The sequence below is a fragment of the Streptococcus sanguinis genome (assembly GCF_001078705.1).
GTDB lineage: Bacteria > Bacillota > Bacilli > Lactobacillales > Streptococcaceae > Streptococcus > Streptococcus sanguinis_D.
Genome location: NZ_CDMW01000001.1, coordinates 670,466 through 690,443, shown reverse-complemented (window position 1 = coordinate 690,443; position 19,978 = coordinate 670,466). Strand labels below are relative to the sequence as shown.

At 44.6% G+C, this 19,978-nt stretch carries 22 protein-coding genes, 1 tRNA gene, 1 other RNA gene, 2 pseudogenes and 1 riboswitch; of the genes and pseudogenes, 6 read left to right on the top strand and 20 right to left on the bottom strand.

Annotated features, from left to right (window positions below; all coding sequences use genetic code 11):
* A pseudogene (locus SSV_RS12320) lies at positions 1-974 on the bottom strand (accessory Sec-dependent LPXTG-anchored adhesin); the annotation flags it as partial.
* Positions 975-1,054: 80 nt separating this feature from the next.
* Complete coding sequence (locus SSV_RS12315) at positions 1,055-1,258, bottom strand: hypothetical protein (protein WP_304362490.1); 204 nt, start codon at positions 1,256-1,258, stop codon at positions 1,055-1,057.
* A gap of 26 nt (positions 1,259-1,284) precedes the next feature.
* Between SSV_RS12315 and SSV_RS12310 the strand changes: the two genes are divergently transcribed.
* Positions 1,285-1,419: a hypothetical protein gene (locus SSV_RS12310; RefSeq protein ID WP_304362489.1), complete on the top strand. Its 135-nt coding sequence runs from the start codon at positions 1,285-1,287 to the stop codon at positions 1,417-1,419.
* A gap of 152 nt (positions 1,420-1,571) precedes the next feature.
* Here the strand turns inward: SSV_RS12310 and SSV_RS12305 are convergent.
* The 7 genes and pseudogenes from SSV_RS12305 to dnaG form a co-directional block, all read right to left on the bottom strand.
* Positions 1,572-1,811 (bottom strand): annotated as a pseudogene (locus SSV_RS12305) (accessory Sec-dependent serine-rich glycoprotein adhesin); the annotation flags it as partial.
* Positions 1,812-2,019: 208 nt separating this feature from the next.
* A tRNA-Ser gene (locus tag SSV_RS03675) sits at positions 2,020-2,107 on the bottom strand.
* A 38-nt stretch (positions 2,108-2,145) separates the two neighbouring features.
* Positions 2,146-2,985 (bottom strand): DUF695 domain-containing protein, encoded by an 840-nt coding sequence (locus SSV_RS03670; RefSeq protein WP_072073729.1) that lies wholly within the window; start codon positions 2,983-2,985, stop codon positions 2,146-2,148.
* A 166-nt stretch (positions 2,986-3,151) separates the two neighbouring features.
* Positions 3,152-3,500, bottom strand: a transfer-messenger RNA (tmRNA) gene (gene ssrA / locus SSV_RS03665).
* Between the two features lie 81 nt (positions 3,501-3,581).
* A complete protein-coding gene (locus SSV_RS03660) occupies positions 3,582-3,920 on the bottom strand; it encodes a metal-sulfur cluster assembly factor (protein WP_011836737.1) in 339 nt (112 codons plus the stop codon).
* Positions 3,921-4,046: 126 nt separating this feature from the next.
* Positions 4,047-5,159, bottom strand: coding sequence for an RNA polymerase sigma factor RpoD (gene rpoD / locus SSV_RS03655; RefSeq protein WP_002895944.1), 1,113 nt, complete (start codon positions 5,157-5,159; stop codon positions 4,047-4,049).
* 2 nt (positions 5,160-5,161) lie between these two features.
* Positions 5,162-6,946, bottom strand: a complete 1,785-nt coding sequence (gene dnaG / locus SSV_RS03650; protein WP_304362488.1) for a DNA primase — start codon at positions 6,944-6,946, stop codon at positions 5,162-5,164.
* A gap of 154 nt (positions 6,947-7,100) precedes the next feature.
* On the opposite strand from dnaG, the gene mscL reads away from it, so the two are divergent.
* Positions 7,101-7,484: a large conductance mechanosensitive channel protein MscL gene (gene mscL, locus SSV_RS03645; RefSeq protein ID WP_072073727.1), complete on the top strand. Its 384-nt coding sequence runs from the start codon at positions 7,101-7,103 to the stop codon at positions 7,482-7,484.
* A 121-nt stretch (positions 7,485-7,605) separates the two neighbouring features.
* On the opposite strand, the gene rpsU is transcribed toward mscL, so the two are convergent.
* The 6 genes from rpsU to SSV_RS03615 form a co-directional block, all read right to left on the bottom strand.
* Complete coding sequence (gene rpsU, locus SSV_RS03640) at positions 7,606-7,782, bottom strand: 30S ribosomal protein S21 (protein ID WP_000048054.1); 177 nt, start codon at positions 7,780-7,782, stop codon at positions 7,606-7,608.
* Positions 7,783-7,929: 147 nt separating this feature from the next.
* Complete coding sequence (locus SSV_RS03635; RefSeq protein WP_072073726.1) at positions 7,930-8,613, bottom strand: DUF4956 domain-containing protein; 684 nt, start codon at positions 8,611-8,613, stop codon at positions 7,930-7,932.
* An 11-nt stretch (positions 8,614-8,624) separates the two neighbouring features.
* Positions 8,625-9,356: a polyphosphate polymerase domain-containing protein gene (locus SSV_RS03630; protein WP_072073725.1), complete on the bottom strand. Its 732-nt coding sequence runs from the start codon at positions 9,354-9,356 to the stop codon at positions 8,625-8,627.
* Positions 9,357-9,733: 377 nt separating this feature from the next.
* Positions 9,734-11,191 (bottom strand): M56 family metallopeptidase, encoded by a 1,458-nt coding sequence (locus tag SSV_RS03625; RefSeq protein ID WP_072073724.1) that lies wholly within the window; start codon positions 11,189-11,191, stop codon positions 9,734-9,736.
* A gap of 15 nt (positions 11,192-11,206) precedes the next feature.
* A complete protein-coding gene (locus SSV_RS03620; RefSeq protein WP_072073723.1) occupies positions 11,207-11,584 on the bottom strand; it encodes a BlaI/MecI/CopY family transcriptional regulator in 378 nt (125 codons plus the stop codon).
* A 115-nt stretch (positions 11,585-11,699) separates the two neighbouring features.
* The gene (locus SSV_RS03615) at positions 11,700-12,056 is read right to left on the bottom strand and encodes a DUF1304 domain-containing protein (protein ID WP_072073722.1); all 357 of its coding nucleotides are present in this window, start codon (positions 12,054-12,056) and stop codon (positions 11,700-11,702) included.
* Positions 12,057-12,246: 190 nt separating this feature from the next.
* Here SSV_RS03615 and SSV_RS03610 point away from each other — a divergent pair, with 190 nt between their 5' ends.
* Positions 12,247-13,563 carry an FAD-containing oxidoreductase gene (locus tag SSV_RS03610; protein ID WP_072073721.1) on the top strand — a complete coding sequence of 439 codons (1,317 nt, stop codon included), beginning with the start codon at positions 12,247-12,249 and terminating at the stop codon, positions 13,561-13,563.
* 111 nt (positions 13,564-13,674) lie between these two features.
* Complete coding sequence (locus SSV_RS03605; protein ID WP_072073720.1) at positions 13,675-14,643, top strand: NAD(P)/FAD-dependent oxidoreductase; 969 nt, start codon at positions 13,675-13,677, stop codon at positions 14,641-14,643.
* Positions 14,644-14,676: 33 nt separating this feature from the next.
* On the opposite strand, the gene whiA is transcribed toward SSV_RS03605, so the two are convergent.
* Genes whiA through SSV_RS03585 form a run of 4 tightly spaced genes read right to left on the bottom strand, consistent with a single transcriptional unit; the run spans position 14,677 to position 17,884 of the window.
* Positions 14,677-15,588, bottom strand: coding sequence for a DNA-binding protein WhiA (gene whiA / locus SSV_RS03600; protein ID WP_049542183.1), 912 nt, complete (start codon positions 15,586-15,588; stop codon positions 14,677-14,679).
* On the bottom strand, positions 15,585-16,562 hold the full coding sequence (locus SSV_RS03595; protein WP_002900703.1) for a YvcK family protein: 978 nt from the start codon (positions 16,560-16,562) through the stop codon (positions 15,585-15,587). The genes whiA and SSV_RS03595 overlap by 4 nt, the downstream gene beginning before the upstream one ends.
* A complete protein-coding gene (gene rapZ / locus SSV_RS03590; RefSeq protein WP_002900704.1) occupies positions 16,559-17,449 on the bottom strand; it encodes an RNase adapter RapZ in 891 nt (296 codons plus the stop codon). The genes SSV_RS03595 and rapZ overlap by 4 nt, the downstream gene beginning before the upstream one ends.
* Before the next feature lie 54 nt (positions 17,450-17,503).
* Positions 17,504-17,884 (bottom strand): RidA family protein, encoded by a 381-nt coding sequence (locus SSV_RS03585; protein WP_002906916.1) that lies wholly within the window; start codon positions 17,882-17,884, stop codon positions 17,504-17,506.
* Positions 17,885-18,016: 132 nt separating this feature from the next.
* Positions 18,017-18,061: riboswitch (PreQ1 riboswitch) on the top strand.
* 121 nt (positions 18,062-18,182) lie between these two features.
* Between SSV_RS03585 and SSV_RS03580 the strand changes: the two genes are divergently transcribed.
* The gene (locus SSV_RS03580) at positions 18,183-19,154 is read left to right on the top strand and encodes a nucleoside hydrolase (RefSeq protein ID WP_072073719.1); all 972 of its coding nucleotides are present in this window, start codon (positions 18,183-18,185) and stop codon (positions 19,152-19,154) included.
* Positions 19,155-19,167: 13 nt separating this feature from the next.
* Positions 19,168-19,719, top strand: coding sequence for an ECF transporter S component (locus SSV_RS03575; protein ID WP_072074908.1), 552 nt, complete (start codon positions 19,168-19,170; stop codon positions 19,717-19,719).
* 86 nt (positions 19,720-19,805) lie between these two features.
* Here the strand turns inward: SSV_RS03575 and SSV_RS03570 are convergent, their stop codons facing one another.
* Positions 19,806-19,967 carry a hypothetical protein gene (locus SSV_RS03570; protein ID WP_002895966.1) on the bottom strand — a complete coding sequence of 54 codons (162 nt, stop codon included), beginning with the start codon at positions 19,965-19,967 and terminating at the stop codon, positions 19,806-19,808.
* Positions 19,968-19,978 lie beyond the last annotated feature (11 nt).

Sequence of the window (19,978 nt, the reverse complement as noted above, 5' to 3'; positions counted from 1 at the left end):
GCTGAGGTACTTGCACTTACCGACGCACTCGTTGAAGCGGACGTACTTGCGCTTACGGATGCACTTGTCGATGCGGATGTACTTGCTGATACGGATGCGCTTGTAGAGGCAGACGTACTTGCTGATACGGATGCGCTTGTTGATGCTGATGTGCTTGCAGATACAGACGCGCTCGTTGAAGCAGACGTACTTGCGCTTACTGACGCACTCGTTGAAGCGGACGTACTTGCACTTACTGACGCGCTAGTGGAGGCGGACGTACTTGCGCTTACTGATGCGCTCGTGGACGCGGACGTACTTGCCGATCTTGACGCAACCGTGGACGCCGAAGTGCTTGCACTTACTGACGCGCTCGTGGAGGCAGATGTACTAGCAGATGTTGACGCACTCGTCGAGGCTGACGTGCTTGCAGATTTGGAAGTACTTCCTTCTCTTGTATCTACCAACTTACTGCCCTCAACAGTAGCCTTCCTGTTATCTCTGAATGTTATAATAGTATTACCATTATTAGAAACCGAAATAGCACCGTTTAAATTATTACCTGCAACGTCTTGTGCTCTTAAATTTGGATTACTTCGCTTAATCGCTTCTCTGACCAGATTTTTCTCAGTTTCAGATAATTGATTTGGATTGTTGACTAGTACAGTATTCTCCGGAAGATTTGGTCTGTATCGAATGACAATCCTAAACTGACCATTAAGAATTCTGTCCTTGTTTGCAACAGCAGCTGAAAATTCCTCATTAGAAACGTTTTGGTTCCCTGCTGCATCAGTAACCATAACATAACGAGTATAGTCACCAATAACTGTATTTACTGGAACATTTCCATGAACTTGAATCTTTAGCTGATTACCTTCTTGAGTGACAGTTTTTTGAATCCATTCAGTTCCCCTACCAGAATCAATACCATTATACCAACGAACATATGTCTTATCGATATCGAAAGCATTGGAATTATCAGTCGCTGTCGCAATAAATTCAAAACTTTCCCCACGGTAGACATTTATTTCCCCTGGAAAATCAACGACAGGTCTCTCTGTATCAACAGCATTTGCTACGTCACGACGCGTTCTTCTACGCCCAGTCTGACTAGAAGATTCTGTAGACTGCTGGCTGCTTGTAGAGTTGCCGGTTTCTGATGCAGACGATGCAGAGGTCTGACTGGCAGAAACTGACTGAGAAGAACTGGTTGGCTGACTAGTACTAGCTCCGACTGAAGCGGATGTACTTGAAGACACTGAAAGAGACTCAGAAACACTTAAGGATTCTGAGACTGATTGAGATGTGCTGGCACTGATAGAGGCTGAGCTAGACTGCGAGATTGACTCTGAAGCTGAGATGCTGGCAGAGATAGATGCACTGACAGAAGCACTGGCACTGGCTGAGGATGTATCAGATACAGACTCTGACTCAGTATGAGACGTCGCCGTCGCTGTTGCTGCTTCAGCAGCACTGCTTTCTTCTCCTAAAACTGTTTCACCACGTGTCGCTAAAACGTCTGTCGTGTCAATGACTTTTTCCAGAGCCTGTTCTTCTTCCGCATGGACGGTTGTGTTGGTCACAAGAGCACCGCCCAGGACGGCCCCCGTGGCGACAATGCCCCTCAAAAAGTCTATGCCGCTCTTCTTATCGGTAACTGGTTGCTCGGTTACCTTAAGCTCGATCGTTGAAAGGCCTCCCCCTCTCATTGATCTAAAAAGGCCGAACTGTGATGTCGCAGCACGTAGCCAATGCTTACCCGATTTAATCAGCTTAAAACGAGTCACACGCTCTACTTCGTGGTACTTACCTTTTTGACGTTTAAAAAACATAATTCTCCCTTTAATTTATATCCTTTTTAAAAATCCATTAATCCCATTTTACCACACTATTAGATAAAATGAACAATAATTTACTTATTTTTTTGTTGAAATTGTTTTCAAGTATTTCCAAAAATATTCATATTCAAAAAGAATCACCATTCTCCCATAACCTTTTACAATAGAAAAAACGCTAAACAGCGTTTCTTGCATCTTATGACGGAAGACATGGGATTCGAACCCACGCACGCTTTTACACGCCTACTGCGTTTCCAACACAGCCTCTTAAGCCTCTTGAGTAATCTTCCACAAAAGAGAAAGCCTAGCTTTCTCAAAACTTTAATCATTATACCACATTACAGCCCCAACCGCCATAGTTTCCGTTAAATTTTTTCACAAATTCGACCAAAGTCCAAACATTCTGGTTCAAATCGAAGATTTCTGTCGTATCCATACGAATCACGTGCAGCTGATATGGTTTGTCCGCATCTTCTATTTTTTCAGCAGATACGAGGCTATAGCCCAACTCTTCAACTTCCTTTAGGAAACCATCTCGGTCTTCCTCAGACGCAAAATAGGCCCAATGGTCAATCTCGCGCTCCTGACTATGGTCATCGCCGTCCTGCTCCAGCTGGTACCAGACCCGCTGGTTGAGAATGGTCTGATACTCGTATTCATTGGGATAGAGAAAGTCAAAGTACTGATCCCACTCCTCATCTTCCAAGGTCGCCGAGTCGTAGCGGCGGTCTGGAAAGTCGCGCATCACGTTTGCAATTGGCTCCAGATGGCTTTTCTTGTCTTGCAAATAGTAGTAAAACTCAATATTTCCATCTGTCGTAATCACACCGACATGAATGCCGCCGACCTGCCCCAAAGCCTCAGTAAGCCGGTCCTCAATCACATTCAGCTCTCCAAACTCACTGCTAGATGGAAAACCCGTCTCCCCATCGTACTGGAGGAGCGATATCTTGAGCCTCATAGCATAGGCATAGAGAGGATAGGGTGCCTCATCAGCAAGAGCTAGATTCAGACGGATACTAGCCAACTTGTCATCTATATAGGTCGAGAAAGATCCCCACTCACTCGGAAAAGGATCTTCAGAAGGCACATCAAGCACTGCTTCTTCTACCTTTTTTACTTTCTCTTCCTCTCGCTTCTTACCAAACAGATTCTTAAAAAAACTCATATCAAACTTCCCTTAATACTTATGAAATCAACCCAATAGAAATACAAACATTTCCTTTGCCATCACTAACATCATTGTATTACTTTTTCAGACAGAAATCAAGATTTCCTGAACATTGCATAAGCAAAAAACGCTGATTTCTCAACGTTTTAGAAAGATTTTAAAATAATGGAGCCGGTGGGAGTCGAACCCACGTCCAAACACCTGCTAGCACATTTGTCTACAACCATAGGCTATGTATTGGTTTAACTTCACTTTGACACATAGCTCAAGCCCAAGTCAAGCGAGTCTATCAATCTCTTGCAAAATCCCTAGACCAGATTTTGCCGTAGCTTGCTTATAATAAGACCTGTCATCAGACACAAGCAATCCGAATCGGGTCACGCTAGCTGGTTTTTAGGCAGCTACAGCGTAAGAATTGTTATTTTTTGCAGTTATATTTAACTGGCGTTTTACATCCGCTAGATGGGTTGCAAAATGTGCCTCATAATGCCTGTCGAATCCGTAACGACCCCGAGACAATAGGAACATTATAACAGAATCCACCAAAAAAAGCAAAAGCCTGCACGCAGCAGGCCAACACTTACTATCAGTTCTTAGCGAATCCCCAAAGCGATTCGAGCATAACGGCTCATCTTTTCCACCGTCCAAGCTGGGTACCAAACCAACTTAACATCCGTCTTGGTAACCTCTGGAACATCTGACATGGCATCATAAATCTGGTCAGTCAGAAGATCCGCCAGAGGGCATCCCATAGTTGTCAGGGTCATATCGATTTCCGTTTCTCCATTGGTCTCGTCAAAACGGATTTCATAGATTAGACCTAGATTGACAATATCAATTCCCAACTCTGGGTCGATGACCTGCTCTAGAGCCTCCAAAATCCGAGTTTTAATCTTTTCAACTTCTTCAGGGCTGTATTTTTGTTCTGACATGCAATATCCTCCTTATAGATATGGCAAAACTTCAAGTTAGCTTGAGGGGGCCTTTGTTTTTCAGCTAAGATTGCCGACTTGACGCTTCCTAATGAAAAATTTCTGCCCCTTCTTGCTCTTCACTTCTTAATCTTCAATAAAGTCTCTGAGTGGTTTGCTGCGGCTTGGATGGCGGAGTTTACGCAGGGCTTTGGCTTCAATCTGGCGAATCCGCTCGCGAGTGACATTGAAGACCTTACCGACATCTTCTAGCGTCCGCATTTTTCCATCGTCCAAACCAAAGCGCAGACGCAAGACGTTTTCCTCGCGGTCTGTCAGCGTATCCAAGACCTCATCCAGCTGCTCACGAAGGACGACACGAGTTGTATAGTCAACTGGATTTTCAATCACTTCGTCTTCGATAAAGTCACCCAGATGGCTGTCATCTTCCTCACCGATAGGTGTTTCCAGAGAAACCGGCTCTTGAGCAATCTTGAGAATCTCACGAACCTTGTCCGGCGTCATATCCATACGCTCAGCGATTTGCTCTGGTGTTGGGTCTTGACCCAATTCCTGCAAGAGATTGCGTTGCTCACGGACCAGCTTGTTAATGGTTTCCACCATGTGGACCGGAATCCGAATAGTCCGAGCTTGGTCAGCAATCGCACGGGTAATGGCTTGACGAATCCACCAAGTTGCATAAGTTGAAAACTTAAATCCTTTGGTGTAGTCAAACTTATCAACAGCCTTCATCAGCCCCATGTTTCCTTCTTGAATCAAGTCAAGGAACTGCATACCACGGCCGACATAGCGCTTAGCAATGGAAACAACCAGACGAAGATTGGCCTCAGCCAGACGCTGCTTAGCTTCCAAGTCTCCCTGTTCTACCAAGATAGCCAGCTCCTGCTCTTCTTCATTGCTGAGAAGGGGCACAACCCCAATTTCTTTCAGATACATGCGAACTGGGTCATTGACCTTGGCCGAATTGCTGCCCAAGAGCTCTTCATCTGTCAGCTCCGCTTCTTCCTCTTCAGTATTCAAGACGCGCGCGCTGGGATTTCCTTCCTTATCTGTAATTGAGATGCCAGCATCCTGGATGCGCTGTAGCAAATCCTCAATCCCATCAGCGTCCAAAGTGAAAGGAATGACCAGTTGGTCATTGATTTCATCATCTGTCGCAACCCCTGTCTGCTTGTGGTTGCGGATAAATTCTGCAATTTGAACGTCTAATGTTGTTACTTCTTTTTGTTTTGTAGCCATTCCTACTCCATTCTTCTTTTTTGCTCAATCAAGCGCTCCAACTCGGACAGGGCTGTATCCGTATCTCCGCTGTGAGAGGCTTCTCGAATCTTCTTACTAATAAACTGATTATGCTTGCGCAAAATCTCCCGCTCTCTTGTTTCTTCCACTTCTTTCAACTCATCTTCCAAAACCTCATCAGGCAAGTCTTCTTCTAAAACGCGGTACCAAGCCTGCTGGACATTGTCCGGCAGCTGGGACAAATCCTGCGGTGTCACCTCGCCATTCGCCAGCAAAATCTCATATAAGGTCTGCAATTCCTCCGAGTCAAAGAAAAAGTCTTCTCTCAGCCGGTATTGGTTCAAAATCAAAGGATGATGCATCATGCGGTGGAAGATATGATTTTCCGCCCTCATGAGACGACTCAGCCGGTTCGAAGGCGAAAACTGCATGACGGCTGGCTGAAGCTGCTGAGTGGGTGCCTCCTGACTGCGGCTAGATCGCTCAGCCAGGCGACTGTTATTTACCGTCTGCTCCACCTGCTGATAGTCAAAGTCCGGCAGCAACTCAGCCAGCATGTAAATATAGGAGTTCTGAGCTGTGATGGACTTGGTCTTCGCAATAATCGGTGCCATCTTCTCTACAAACTCAATCTGAGCCTGCAGATTTTCAATATTATCTGGTTTCAGATGATGCAGCAGAAACTCCACATTACTTATTCGCGTTTTACTCAGCAAATGCTGCAAATCTTCCTCAGAATTTTTAGCCAGAAATTCATCGGGATCCAAATTATCCGGAATCCGAACAATTTCCACCGTCATATCTCTCAGCTCATCCAAAGCCTTTGCAGTCGCTGCCTGCCCTGCCCTATCTCCATCGTAAGACAGGATAATCTTCTTGCAATACTTACTCAGATGCTGGACATGCTCAGGTGTCAGAGCTGTTCCCATAGAGGCAACCGCATTTTCAATCCCAGCCCGATAAGCCGCAATCACATCCATGAAGCCTTCCATCAGATAAACCTCATGGCTCTTCTTGATAACCGGCTTGGCCTTATCCAGATGATAGAGCTCGTAGCTTTTATTGAAAATAGCGGTGCTACGACTGTTTTTGTACTTGGCCTGATGGCCGTCTGAAGCCGCCGCCTGCCAAATCCGCCCGGAAAAAGCCACAACCTGACCGCTGTCATTGGTCAGGGGAAACATAATCCGGTTCTGAAAGGCATCATAGACCAGATTATTCTCCGCCAGATTAAATAGACCCGAGTTCATGATGGTATTCTCATCAAACTTGCCAGCCATACTCTTATGAAGATAATTCCCCTCATTAGGAGCCAGCCCGATTTGAAAATGCTTAAGAACATCATCTGTCAGCCCCCGCTGGTAGAGATAAGCCCGCGCTTCCTCTCCCATCTTGGTCGTCATCAGGACCGCATGATAAAATTTTGCTGCCTCGGTATGGATATCGTAGAGAGCCTGATGCGGATGGCTTTGTCTCGGTCGGTCATTTCCCGCCGTCTCTACAGCCAAGGGAATCCCTGCCCGTTCTGCTACAATCTGCACAGCATCCATAAAGGAAACGCCTCGATAATCCTCAATGAATTTGAAGACATCGCCCGACTTACCGCAGCCAAAACAGTGATAAAACTGCTTGTCCTCTACAACGTTAAAAGAGGGCGTCTTTTCACCGTGAAAGGGACAAAGCCCTAGATAATTCCGCCCGGCCTTGGTCAAGGCCACCGTTTCTCCTATGACATCGACGATATTGACGCTGTTTTTAATTTCAGAAATGATTTCTTTATCAATCAAGAGACAATACCTCCAATTTATCATAGAATATCATTCTATATTTTATAACAAAATGAAGCAAATGTAAAATATTTGACAAACAAATATCTTCTAGATGTCATATAAATAAGCTATAATATAATCTCATTAATAAATTCTTGAAAGGAAAGAAAGAATGTTAAAAGATCTTAAGGAATTCTTGCTGCGCGGGAACGTGATTGATTTGGCAGTCGGTGTGATCATCGCCAACGCCTTTGGAGCAATCGTCACTTCATTGATTGAAGATGTTATCACACCTCTCTTCCTCAACCCACTTTTGAAAGCTGCAAACTTGGAGCAAATTTCTCAATTGAAATGGAACGGGATTGCTTATGGTAACTTCATGAGCGCTGTGATTAACTTCTTGGTAATCGGTACTGTTCTCTTCTTCATCGTTAAGTCTGCTGAAAAAGCACAAAGCCTTGCTAAGAAGAAGGAAGAAGCTGCTGAAGAAGCTGCTGGACCAACTGAATTGGAAGTCCTGCAAGAAATCAAAGCTTTGTTGGCTGAGAAAAAATAAAAAGAATTCACTGATGAAAATCAGTGTTTTTTTCTTGCCATACTACTCGCACTGGAAGTAAGTGCGACCTCCTCCAAAGGGTGAAAACAAAAAACAGACCGGAGCCTGCTTTTTTGTTCAATTAGAATTTTTTACGTTTACGAGCTGCTTCTGATTTGCGTTTGCGTTTTACAGAAGGTTTTTCATAGAATTCACGTTTGCGTGTTTCTTGAAGAGTACCAGCTTTAGTAACTGCACGTTTGAAACGACGAAGTGCATCATCAAGTGATTCATTCTTGCGTACTACTGTTTTTGACATTTTTTTCACTCCCTTCAAGTCCAAAATCTATATAATCATACCACATATAGAAAAGAGTGTCAAGTATTTTCTGTAAGTATGATGTATCCCCTTTTTATTATACAAATAAGAAAACCAACTGCTAAGCTGCAGCTGGTCTTCCTTTGCTTAGAGAGTTTTACGCTTCTTAGCGGCTTTGGAAAGGGAAATGTCCTGAACCTTATCGTAGAACAGGAACTGCTGAATCAGCTCTCTGTCGCTCATGTCAGGATTCAAGTCAACGACATAGTCTAGCTTGATAGACTTCTTTTCAGCCGACTTGAGAGAGGTCAGTTCAGCTGATTTACAAGCCGTTTCAAAGATAGCATCAAAGAGTACTTCGTAGTCAAAGTCAGCTGGAACTTGAACCTGAACATAACGTCTGGTCTGACTGACTGAAGTAAAGCTCATCTTTTCAAAGAGCATCCAGATGCCTGAAATAGCTAGAGTAAAGACAATTCCCAATGCTACAAATCCCATCCCTGTTGTAATCCCGATAGCCGTCGCCATAAAGATAGCTAGGAGCTCCTTGGAGCCACCTGCGGCCGACCGGAAACGAATCAAGCTAAAAGTACCTGCTACGGCGACACTGGTCCCCAGATTTCCATTAACCAAGAAGATGATAATGGAAATAATAGCTGGCAAAAGGGAGAGGGTGACGACAAATTCCTTGGTATAAATCGTTTGGCGCTTATAGACCTTGGCCAAGATAATTCCTAAAACCACACTAGTTGCTAGTGAAAAAATCAGTGCCAAAGGATTAATCTTGACTTCCGTGGAGGAGTAAATACTGTTAAATAACTGATCAAGCATAGACTACCCCCTTAGGCCTTGACTGTTTGAGTCAGCCTTTCTTTAGTTTGCAGGTAGGCTTTGCCGTATTTTGAGAAGGACTGGTCTTCAAGGCCGTATTTGTTGAGAATATCAGCCAGCCACTGAGGATATTGACCAGGAACCTTGATTTCCATAATCACCTTGTCGTCTTCCAGCAAGGGCAGTCCATAGCGACCTGAAGCCAAATCTACATCGTAATCTCGATAGCGGATGTTGGAATCAACGGTCACACGTACCTTTTTATCTTCCAAGCCTCTCATAGAGTAGCGGTCATAGCTAATCACCATTTTTGGCTTCAAGTCCAGATAGCGCTCCTGCAACTGTTCTACTTCTGCCTTGACCCGGTCATCAGAAATAGTATGGTCTGCCACACCATTCACAATATAGTTGGTCACAGAGAGAGGATTAGAAACCAAACGGTATTTGAAACCTACTTCATCGCGTTTCTTCTTGATTTCCAAGAAAACTTGACTATCATCATTTGGCTGCTCAGCATAAGTGCGCATCCGCATCTTTTCGCGACCACCTTTTCTGGCAATGGAATCTTGAATCATCTGGAACTCATCATTATCAAAATATACATTGGAAATGGTTGATGTCGCATAATCATCTGCGGTGAGGTGAGGTCTCATGTCAGCTTCAAGACGAGCTAGCATTGCTCGGTCAAGAATATACTTAGTTTCGATCCGTTGGAAGTTTGTTTGGATTTGCTTTTGTTTCATTTGGATTCTCCTTTAATTCTACAAATGTAGTTTTTGTTTTTAAAAGAAATAGAGCTTCCGCTCTGCACCTACAAGCGTCTGGATAAGCTTTGCTTTCTTCTCCTTTCCAAGCAGTATTTTTCAAAAACATTCTACAAATGTAGTTTATAATTATATTCTACACTTGTCGTTTATAAATGTCAAGAAAAAAGATAAATAATCTTTCAGTTTTTTTAGCATTAGGAGACGAAATGCAAACTGTAAGCAAAATCGACCTAAAATAAAAGACAAACTGATGACTAACTGCTCTTGGAGGATTGACAAATCCCCCTTTGAGAAGATAATAAAATTCTACCAGTCTAAGCTTTTAAGAAACTTAAACTGGCAGAATCCTTTATTTAATCGTTATCATGGTCATCATCATCATCTGGATCATCAGTGTCTGTCGTATGAGAGGAACTGTTCTGAGCAGGTGTCTGGACTGTCGCTGTACTAGCTCCGGTCGAGCCCGCTGCTCCCGTATTCCCTGCGCCTGCAGTAGCGCTGTTGTCAGCTGGAGTTGATGCAGCTGACGAAGATGGACTGACTTCTTTTTCGACTGTTACCGTCTTTTCGACAATGGTATGCTGCTTGGATTTGACCAGTTTTCCATCCTTAGCATTGACAATGGTTTCATGGGCCGTTTGCCCGTGAGAGAAGAGAATCTTATAAGTGTCTTTCTCACGCGAAATTTGTAAATCTTTAATATCTTTTTCAGAAAGCGACAGTTCTTTCAAGACCACTCCTAGAGCCTGACGCTGACTGAGTCCTTGGGGCTGTTTTTGACCCGCCACAGGTTGGCTTTGTTGAGCGGCTGGGCTTTCTAAGGCAAAGACCGAGCTAGCCAAGAGCAAAAGGAGAGGAACTGCTACTACAAAGGCAGCAGACAGAAACCTCTTAGGCAGCCGGTTATCCATAATACCGACAATCCGACGCTTGAGATTAAACTTGTCAGAGTAAAAGCAGGTCGTCAGAGCAATTGGGGTCTTCTTACTGCGGTCTATCATGGTCAAAATCGTTTCACCGTAGAAAGTCCGATACTCTGTATCTCTACAGCTCAGAACATCGTAGTCACAGTACATTTCTCCTGCTTCCTGGGTTTCACGGCAGGCAAAGCGGACAACCGGATTAAACCAGTGCAGACTCTTGGCAAAAATCCCCAAAAGATTGATTAAAACATCGCGATGCTTATAGTGGGTCAGCTCATGCTTGAAAATCAGCTGCAGCTCTTCTTCTGTGTAGTCAAGTTCTGGCAGCACGATTAAAATATCTCTGAAACCTAGCAGCATAGGACTTTGGGACATAGGATAGTGGAGCAGACGAATCTGGCCCTTAACTCCCATCTCCTGCTGAACAGCCCGCAGCTGAGCCATCGCTTCTTCGTCCTGAAACTCCGTGCCCCAGCGCTTCAGCATCTTTCTGAAGCGAATATAAGAATAAGCGTATCTTCCTACACTAAAGACAAAGCCAATCAGCCAGATGGCAAAGAGAATTTCAAACCAAGGTAGGCCCAGAAAAGCCTCCCACAGATTTGGTTGGGCAGCTTTTTCAACTGCTGGAGAGGCACCCTGCGTTCCACCTGTCTGGGTGGCAGTCACTGCTGTCTGAACTACCGATCCTGTATTCAGCCGAATCAGGCCTGAGCCGAACTGAGGACGGAATGGAAACAGAAAACTCAGCAATATCAAAAACCAAATAAAGTACTTCACTCTGACCGAAATCTTGGTCTTAAAAGCCGTAAAGAGCAAGCTTAACAAAAGAACCAAAATAGATGTCGAAAGACTGGTCAGCAGGAAAGAAAGAATGAATTGTTTCATCTTTATCCCCCCATTCTACTTTGCTTGATTGAGCAGACTGCGCAGCTCATCCAATTCATTTTCCGAAAAGGAGTTAGAAGAAAAGAGTGTTTTGACAAACCCGCCCATAGAACGGCCGCTGTGACGCTTCAAGAAATCCGAAGCCTCAACTTCCAGATACTCATCTTCTGAGATCAAGGCTGTATACTGCCTTTCACGCCCCTTACGGACACTTTCTAAAAAGCCCTTTTCAGTCAAGCGAGCCAAGACTGTCAGCAAAGTCTGGGGCTTCCAGTGATTGTCTGGTCCCAGCTTTTCCATGATACGGGCAGAGGTCGTCGGGGTAGGCAGCTGCCAAATTACCTTTAAAATAGTAAATTCCCCGTCTGGCAAACGTTTAATAGATCTTTTCATCGTTCCCACGCACTTTCTAAATTAATGCTATTTCTACTTTTATTCTACACTTGTCTAACAAAAAAGTCAATCATTATATAAAAAAAGAGTGGGAAATCAATTTTCCTCACCCTATTTAGAAAAATAAACTAAGCAGGGTCAGCATAGCCAGCCCTCCCTGCTTGAACAGGATTTTGGGGTCACTGGTTACTGCACCGTAAGCTGCCACCAAGATGATATAAACCATAAAAATTCCCAGCCAAACCGGACTAGGCTGCACAAAGGCCGCAATCAAGATCAAAACAGCTATCAGCCCGTTGTAAACTCCTTGGTTTTTGAAAAGTGTATTGACCGACTGCCGCTCCAACTCCTCTTGCGAAATGCCGAAAACCCGAGCTGTAGCTGCAGAAGTCGTAGCGATGGTCTCCAGGTAGAGGATATAGAAAAATTCCAAGGCAACCAAGCTTGCCAAAGTCAGTGTAATAATAGACATTTCGCTCTCCTAAAATAAATAATGAAAATCAGTATAACACAAACTGACTGGAACTGCGAAAATCTTGCTCAAAAAAATGGACAGTTTGTATAAAAAGTGTGACTAAAAATACTGAAGAAAAAAAGCGTAGCAGAAATAAGCAATTTCTGACTAGATGTGATACAATCTTTTTGAAAAATGGAGGTAGTTTATGTTAACCTATGATTTAATTGTCATCGGCTTTGGTAAGGCCGGTAAAACATTGGCAGCCAAAATGGCGGCCCAAGGAAAAAAAGTTGCTTTGATTGAGCGAAGCAAGGCTATGTACGGGGGAACCTGCATTAATATCGCCTGCATCCCAACCAAAACCCTGCTTGTCGCTGCTGAAAAAGGCCTGGCTTTCGACCAAGTCATGGCTGAGAAGAATGCTGTAACCAGCCGTCTCAACGGGAAGAACTACGCAGCAATCAGTGGCGCTGGTGTCGACATCATTGATGCGGAAGCTCATTTCCTTTCAAACAAAGTCATCGAAATCACAGCTGGCGATGAGAAAGAGGAATTGACGGCTGAAACTATTGTTATCAATACCGGTGCCGTTTCCAATGTCCTGCCAATTTCTGGACTGACTGAAACCGAGTATGTCTATGACTCAACTGGCATCCAAAATCTGAAAGAACTTCCTAGACGATTAGGAGTTCTGGGTGGCGGTAACATCGGCTTAGAATTCGCTGGACTTTACAATAAAATGGGCAGTCAGGTGACTGTGCTGGATGCTGCTCCTGTCTTTCTCCCTCGAGTAGAGCCTTCTATCGCCGCTCTAGCTAAGCAATACATGGAAGAAGACGGAATCCAGCTCCTGCAAAGTGTACAAACCAAGCAGATTAAAAATGATGGTGCTGAAGTTGTCGTTGTAACTGAGGATGGAGAATTCCGTTTTGACGCCCTGCTCTATGCTACTGGCCGCAAGCCGAATGTTGAGCCACTGCAGTTGGAAAATACAGATATCGAGCTGACAGAGCGCGGAGCTATCAAGGTCGATAAGCACTTGGAAACATCTGTACCTGGTGTATTTGCAGCGGGCGATGTCAATGGCGGTCTGCAGTTTACTTATATCTCACTGGATGATTTCCGTATCCTTTATAGCTATCTGGCTGGCGATGGCAGCTACACACTGGAAGACCGTAAAAATGTTCCTACCAGCATGTTCATCACACCGCCTTTGGCTCAAATCGGATTGACTGAAAAGGAAGCCAAAGAGCAAGGACTGCCGATTGCAGTGAAGGAGATTCCAGTCGCAGCAATGCCTCGTGGACATGTCAATGCTGACTTACGAGGTGCCTTTAAGGCCGTTGTCAACACTGAAACCAAGGAAATCGTCGGAGCAACAATCTTCTCAGCAGGGGCTCAGGAAATTATCAATATCTTGACTGTAGCCATGGATAATAAGATTCCTTACACCTACTTGAGCAAGCAAATCTTCACCCACCCAACGTTGGCTGAAAATCTCAATGATTTATTTGCTATCTAATTTTAAGCCCCTGATGGGGCTTTTAAGATGGCTTCAAAACATTTGCTTACATTTCAACCCCTTTTTGTGGTACAATAATGCTAGTTTATTTTAAAAAGATTGAGGAAGATTATGTCTGAACTGTATGATATTACGATTGTCGGCGGCGGTCCGGTTGGCCTATTCGCAGCTTTTTATGCTCATCTGCGCCAAGCCAAGGTTAAAATCATTGATTCCCTGCCTCAGCTGGGTGGTCAGCCGGCCATCCTCTATCCAGAGAAGAAGATTCTGGATGTACCGGGCTTTACCAATCTAAGTGGCGAAGAACTGACACAGCGTCTGATTGAGCAGCTGGAAACATTCCAGACAGAGATTTGCCTCAATGAAACAGTGCTGGATATCGTCAAATCTGATACTGGCTTCACTATTACGACTTCTAAAGGGCTGCATCAGACCAAAACCATTATCATCGCCATGGGAGGCGGTGCCTTCAAACCGAGAGCTTTGGAGTTAGACGATGCTGAATCTTTCAGTAACCTCCACTATCACGTTTCAAACATCAGCCAGTACGCTGGCAAAAAGGTTGTTGTTCTGGGCGGCGGTGACTCGGCTGTTGACTGGGCGCTAGCTTTTGAAAAGATTGCAGAAACCAGTCTGGTTCATCGTCGGGACAACTTCCGGGCTTTGGAGCATAGTGTGGAAGAACTCAAGACTTCTAGTGTTGAGATTAAGACACCATTTGTACCCAGTCGATTGAACGGCGAAAACGGCAAGATAACCCACTTGGAAATCAGCCAAGTCAAGGGAGAGGAAAGTCAGCTTCTGCCGCTGGATCATCTCTTTGTCAACTATGGCTTTAAATCCTCTGTTGGCAATCTCAAAGATTGGGGATTGGAGCTCAACCGTCACAAGATTTTGGTCAATAGCAAGCAAGAAACTTCCGTGCCAGGTATCTATGCAGCTGGAGACTGCTGTAGCTACGAGGGAAAGATTGACTTGATTGCGACTGGGCTAGGTGAGGCGCCTACTGCTGTCAACAATGCCATTAACCATATCTATCCTGAGCAAAAAGTCCAACCCAAACATTCTACAAGCCTATAAAAAAACAGCTGCCGAGCTCGAGCTCAGCAGCTTTTATAATTCATCTGCGATTTTATTGATTTTTCTCAAGCGATGATTGACACCGCTCTTAGTCAGTGGTCGGCTCAGACTATCAGCTAGCTGCTGGATGGAGTAGTCCGGATGCTGGATACGAAGCTGGGCTACCTCCTGCAGGTCTACAGGTAAACTCTCAATGCCAATATTGTCGCTGATTTTGGCAATATTGTTGATGGTTTTCATACTGGCTGTGACCGTACGAGCGATATTCGCTGTCTCCGCATTATTAGCGCGATTGAGGTCATTGCGCGCTTCCCGCATGAGCTTAAGAGACTCAAACTCAGCCATGGCTTCCATAGCACCGATAACAATGAGAAAATCCATGATATCCTCAGCCCGCTGCAGATAAGTAACAGCCCCCTTCTTGCGCTCGATGGTCTTGGCATCCAGCAGAAAACGGCGCATCAAAGCAGCCAAATCCTCAGCATGATCCAGATAAACGGACAAGATTTCCAGTTGGTACTTGCCTGAGTCTGGCTCCCGCATGCTGCCATTTGAGAGAAAGGCTCCCCGGAGGTAGGCCCGACTGGCTTCGTCTTCTGACAAAATGGCCTGATCAATCCCTGCCTCGATACCAAAAAAGGAGTCAGCCAAGTGCAAATCAGAAAGGATTTCTTCCACTTTCTGATCTAGAAATACTGTATAAACGCGATTCTTGCGCAGATTGGTCTTCTGATGGTGGCGGATTTCTGACTTGACCTGATAAAGGTCCGACAGTAACTCATAGAGATGGCGAGCAATCTTGGCATTTTCTGTTGTGACAGACAAGGTCAAACCACTGCTGGCCAAGCCCAGACTACCAGACATCTTTATCATGGCTGACAGCTCATTTTTATCTCTGCTTGCCAGACTTAACAGTTCTTCTTTTACTTTTACTGTAAAGCTCATTTTCGTACCTGTATAATCTGCATCAATTCGTCAACAACCAGCTCGCCATCATGGAAAGCTCCGCCATTTTCCAAACGCAGAAAATTCGAAGAAATGACGCGTGGAACCTGCTCTTGTAACCCTTGAAAATCATGTTCCACCTGTACCAGATATTCGTCAAACTGGTTGCTGTCCATGTACTCATGAGGGACAGGTTCGATATTGACCAAGACTGTATCTACAAACTTCCTGCCCAAATGACGGTGCAGAACTTGGACGTGGTCGCTGTCTGAAAAATGCTCTGTTTCACCGCGTTGGGTCATGATATTGCAGACATAGGCCACTTCAGCCTTGGTGTCTAGAAGAGCTTGGCCAATTTCCTCAATAACGAGATTAGGCAAGATAGAGGTAAATAGTGAACCTGGTCCCAGAACCACCATATCGCTTTCTAAGATGCTCTCGACCACCTTTTTACTGGCAGCAGGCTTCTTGTCATCATAGGTATTGGTCACATAAACCCGCTCGATCATCCCGCTCTTGCTGGTCAGATTGCTTTCACCGACAACTTCCGTCCCATCTGTAAACACAGCATGTAGAGTTAGAGGAGTGTCGCTTGAAGGATAGATTTTACCTGTCGTATGGAAGAACTTGGTCAAAAGCTGCATGGCATTATAGGTTGAACCCTGCATTTCAGAGATACCTGCAATAATCAGATTGCCCAAGGGATGCCCCGCTAGCACGCCGTCTCCTTCCGCAAAGCGATACTGGAAGACCTTCTCATAAAACTTTGGCATGTCAGACATGGCTACTAAGACATTCCTCAAATCACCCGGCGGAGTCAGTTGCTGAATGTTTTTCCGCAGCTCACCAGAACTGCCGCCATCATCTGCTACTGTGACAATAGCTGTAATCTCTACGTCCTTTTTACGCAGGCTGTCTAAAATAACTGAAATTCCTGTCCCACCGCCGATGACTGTAATTCGTGGCTTTCTCATGAGCGGTTCACCGTTTCTTTCCGACGGTTTTTGTCGCGGTGACTAGCATTGACCGGCCAATTTTTAGCCAAATCATCAGCTAAGCGCTGAGCAAAGGCTACACTGCGGTGTTGACCACCCGTACAGCCCACAGCAATGGTCAGGATGGACTTTCCTTCCTTCTGATAGCCCGGCAAGATTGGCTCAATCAAGCCCAGCAGATGCTGGTAAAATTCTTCTGACTCGGCATGGTTCATGACATAATCAAAGACATCCTTGTCCAAGCCAGTTTGATTGCGCAGCTCAGGTTTATAGTAGGGATTAGGCAGAAAGCGCACATCAAAGACCAAGTCTGCATCCAAAGGCAGACCGTATTTGAAACCAAAACTCATGACCTCAATGCGGAAACTGTGCATCTCATCCTGATTTGAAAATTGCTCAGAGATGGTCTTTCTGAGCTCCCGTGGTGTCAAATCTGTTGTGTCCACAACATTCTGACTAAGATTTTTCAGAGGTGCTAAGAGTTCGCGCTCCAGTTTAATCCCATCTAAAATCCGTCCATCAGCTGCCAGCGGATGGCTGCGACGCGTTTCCTTGTAACGAGCTACTAACTCCTTATCCGCCGCATCTAGGAAAAGAATCTTGAAATCTATATTCTCATTTTGCTCTAAATCATCCAAAACATTCTGGATTTGCAAAAAGAAGGAACGGCTGCGCATATCGACAACCAGAGCCAATTTATCATTGTCAGTGGTCCCTTCGACCAGCTGCAAGAACTTCGGCACCAGAGTGGGCGGCATATTATCAATGGTAAAATAACCTAAGTCTTCAAAAGACTGGATGGCTACGGTTTTCCCCGCCCCGCTCATTCCAGTCACAATGACAAGCTGAATTTTCTTCTCAGACATAATAATCCTTTCATCAGATAGAATCCGTCAAAAAGCTGTTTTCTCCAGCACTTTTTAGAGAATCTCGGCAATAACCTCAATCTCAATTTTCACATCTTTAGGCAGGCGAGCCACTTCTACTGCCGAACGAGCTGGAAATGCTTCTGTAAAGGCTGTTTTGTATACCTCATTAAAGGCCACAAAATCATTGATATCGCTCAAGAAACATGTAGCCTTGACTACATGATCAAAGTCTGTTCCAGCGGCTTCCAAAATGGCTGAAACATTTTTCAGCACCTGCTGGGTCTGCTCTTCAATAGTCGTCCCAACGATTTCTCCAGTTTCAGGAGACAGGGGAATCTGCCCGCTCGCAAACAAGAGATTGCCGACAATTTTTCCTTGAACATAAGGTCCAATCGCTGCTGGTGCTTTATCTGTATGAATCGTTTTTGCCATAATTATCACTTCTCCTACTTATTTTTTTCATTATACCATAAAAAGATGGGGGTGGCCATGTTAGTCTTACTCCCATTGACTTTTTCCTTATTTTTATTTATGATAGAAAAACAGAGAAATCAAAACCTAGGTTTTGGACTGGTTCGAAAACTTCCCAGAATAAAAAACTAAGTGCCTTTATATTGTATATAAAATGTCTTGCGCATAGTTTTTTTTGCTGTCTCCTCGATTAGGCTGACAGTTAAGAGGTTGGGACCGATTGTCTCAACCTCATTTTTATATAGGCAAAGGAGAACTCATGAAAAGAAAAATCATTATCGACTGTGACCCTGGTATAGATGACAGTCTAGCCTTAATCTATGCCATTCAACATCCTGATCTAGAAGTAGTAGCACTGACCATCGTCGCTGGAAATGTCCCAGTAGACCTTGGTGTTGAAAATGCCTTTAAAATATTAGAAAGACTGAATCGGTTAGATATCCCAGTCTATGCAGGGGCAGACAAGCCTCTAGTCCGTAACTTCGTTTCAGCTCAAGATACCCACGGTATGGATGGTTTAGGCGAGAGCAGAATCAATCGGACAAGCAATTGTCAGCCCCAGTCTCAGAAAGCCTCTGAATTTCTGGCTACCTATTTCCAGAAGACTCAGGACACTTCCCTTATCACCTTAGGACCATTGACTAATCTAGCAATGGCTATAAAGCAAAATCCACAAATTGGAAAACATATCAAACGCTTTGTCAGTATGGGCGGCAGCTACAAATCTCATGGCAACTGCTCACCTGTTGCCGAATATAACTACTGGTGTGACCCACACGCCGCTCAATTTGTCTATCAAAAGTTAGGCCGAAAAATCGAGATGGTGGGACTGGATGTCACGCGCGCCATCGTCCTAACCCCCAATCTATTAGAGTACATGCGTTTCCTGCAGCCAGAAGTAGCTGAGTTTGTCGGCCGTATCACGCGTTTCTACTGGGACTTCCACTGGAAATATGAACACATTATCGGCTGTGTTATCAATGATCCGCTGGCTATTGCTCATTTTCTGCATGAGGACCTTTGTATGGGCTTCGACTCCTATGTTGAAGTCGTAACCGAAGGCATTGCTCTTGGACAGACCGTGGTTGATGCTTATGACTTCTATCATAAACCAGCCAATGCCTATATTGCAACTCAAGTCAGTCCCTCACTCTTCTTCCAAGACTTCTTAGCTATCCTCCTGAATCAACCTAAGGAGACGATTGCTCGAGACCTATCATCACTTTTATGAGGAAAATTTTATCATGAAAAAATCAACACCCCTTATCCTAAGCTTTTTGTCTATCTGTATCGCTCTTAACTACGTGGGAGCTAATATTGCACTATTTCTGAAATTACCTGTCTATCTAGATACCTTTGGAACGATTCTAGCTAGCTTGACCTTAGGGCCTCTTGCTGGGGCCGGCGTTGCCTTTCTCAGCGCCCTAATTGGCTGGATGACAACCGATATCTTTTCTCTCTACTACTCGCCTGCCGCTATCATCATTGCTCTTTCAGCAGCTTGGTTTTTTAAAGAAAAAGGAAGCTTAAAGCTCAGTCTTCTCTGGAAAACTCTTTTTGTAGCCCTTCCGGGTACCCTAGTAGCCTCTGCAATCACTGTCCTGCTCTTCGGAGGCATAACATCCAGCGGATCCAGCCTCATCGTCCAAGCCCTGCGGGGAATGGGAGCCAACCCCGTCCTTAGTATCGTCCTCGTCCAAATACTGACTGATTATGCAGACAAGCTTATCGTTCTAGGTGTCTGCCTAGCTGCTCTCCCTCGAATAAAAGCAGTCAGTCCTAAAATCTTTGCTTAAAACAAAGGTTAATTACCTTAACGAATACATCTTTGGCGAAAAAAAGCAGCTGAGTAGGATTATTTCCTGCTCAGCTGCTTTTTATCTTATTCCTCTTCCGCTTTCGCTAATGCTTCTCTTTCCAGACGCAGCTTGCGCTTAGGATTGAGTTTGTTAAAGAGCTCTTCTAGCTTTTCTGCATTCCAGACGTCGGCTGCAGAGACAAAATTTCCATTTTCATCGCGGAAGGATATTGGTTTATCACCCATTGCAAACCTCC

Excerpts from the sequence above, each read along its gene's own strand:
- SSV_RS03670 (WP_072073729.1), bottom strand. The coding sequence starts at position 2,985 with ATGAGTTTTTTTAAGAATCTGTTTGGTAAGAAGCGAGAGGAAGAGAAA.
- SSV_RS03660 (WP_011836737.1), bottom strand. The coding sequence starts at position 3,920 with ATGTCAGAACAAAAATACAGCCCTGAAGAAGTTGAAAAGATTAAAACT.
- rpoD (WP_002895944.1), bottom strand. The coding sequence starts at position 5,159 with ATGGCTACAAAACAAAAAGAAGTAACAACATTAGACGTTCAAATTGCA.
- mscL (WP_072073727.1), top strand. The coding sequence starts at position 7,101 with ATGTTAAAAGATCTTAAGGAATTCTTGCTGCGCGGGAACGTGATTGAT.
- rpsU (WP_000048054.1), bottom strand. The coding sequence starts at position 7,782 with ATGTCAAAAACAGTAGTACGCAAGAATGAATCACTTGATGATGCACTT.
- SSV_RS03635 (WP_072073726.1), bottom strand. The coding sequence starts at position 8,613 with ATGCTTGATCAGTTATTTAACAGTATTTACTCCTCCACGGAAGTCAAG.
- SSV_RS03630 (WP_072073725.1), bottom strand. The coding sequence starts at position 9,356 with ATGAAACAAAAGCAAATCCAAACAAACTTCCAACGGATCGAAACTAAG.
- SSV_RS03625 (WP_072073724.1), bottom strand. The coding sequence starts at position 11,191 with ATGAAACAATTCATTCTTTCTTTCCTGCTGACCAGTCTTTCGACATCT.
- SSV_RS03620 (WP_072073723.1), bottom strand. The coding sequence starts at position 11,584 with ATGAAAAGATCTATTAAACGTTTGCCAGACGGGGAATTTACTATTTTA.
- SSV_RS03615 (WP_072073722.1), bottom strand. The coding sequence starts at position 12,056 with ATGTCTATTATTACACTGACTTTGGCAAGCTTGGTTGCCTTGGAATTT.
- SSV_RS03610 (WP_072073721.1), top strand. The coding sequence starts at position 12,247 with ATGTTAACCTATGATTTAATTGTCATCGGCTTTGGTAAGGCCGGTAAA.
- SSV_RS03605 (WP_072073720.1), top strand. The coding sequence starts at position 13,675 with ATGTCTGAACTGTATGATATTACGATTGTCGGCGGCGGTCCGGTTGGC.
- whiA (WP_049542183.1), bottom strand. The coding sequence starts at position 15,588 with ATGAGCTTTACAGTAAAAGTAAAAGAAGAACTGTTAAGTCTGGCAAGC.
- SSV_RS03595 (WP_002900703.1), bottom strand. The coding sequence starts at position 16,562 with ATGAGAAAGCCACGAATTACAGTCATCGGCGGTGGGACAGGAATTTCA.
- rapZ (WP_002900704.1), bottom strand. The coding sequence starts at position 17,449 with ATGTCTGAGAAGAAAATTCAGCTTGTCATTGTGACTGGAATGAGCGGG.
- SSV_RS03585 (WP_002906916.1), bottom strand. The coding sequence starts at position 17,884 with ATGGCAAAAACGATTCATACAGATAAAGCACCAGCAGCGATTGGACCT.
- SSV_RS03580 (WP_072073719.1), top strand. The coding sequence starts at position 18,183 with ATGAAAAGAAAAATCATTATCGACTGTGACCCTGGTATAGATGACAGT.
- SSV_RS03575 (WP_072074908.1), top strand. The coding sequence starts at position 19,168 with ATGAAAAAATCAACACCCCTTATCCTAAGCTTTTTGTCTATCTGTATC.
- SSV_RS03570 (WP_002895966.1), bottom strand. The coding sequence starts at position 19,967 with ATGGGTGATAAACCAATATCCTTCCGCGATGAAAATGGAAATTTTGTC.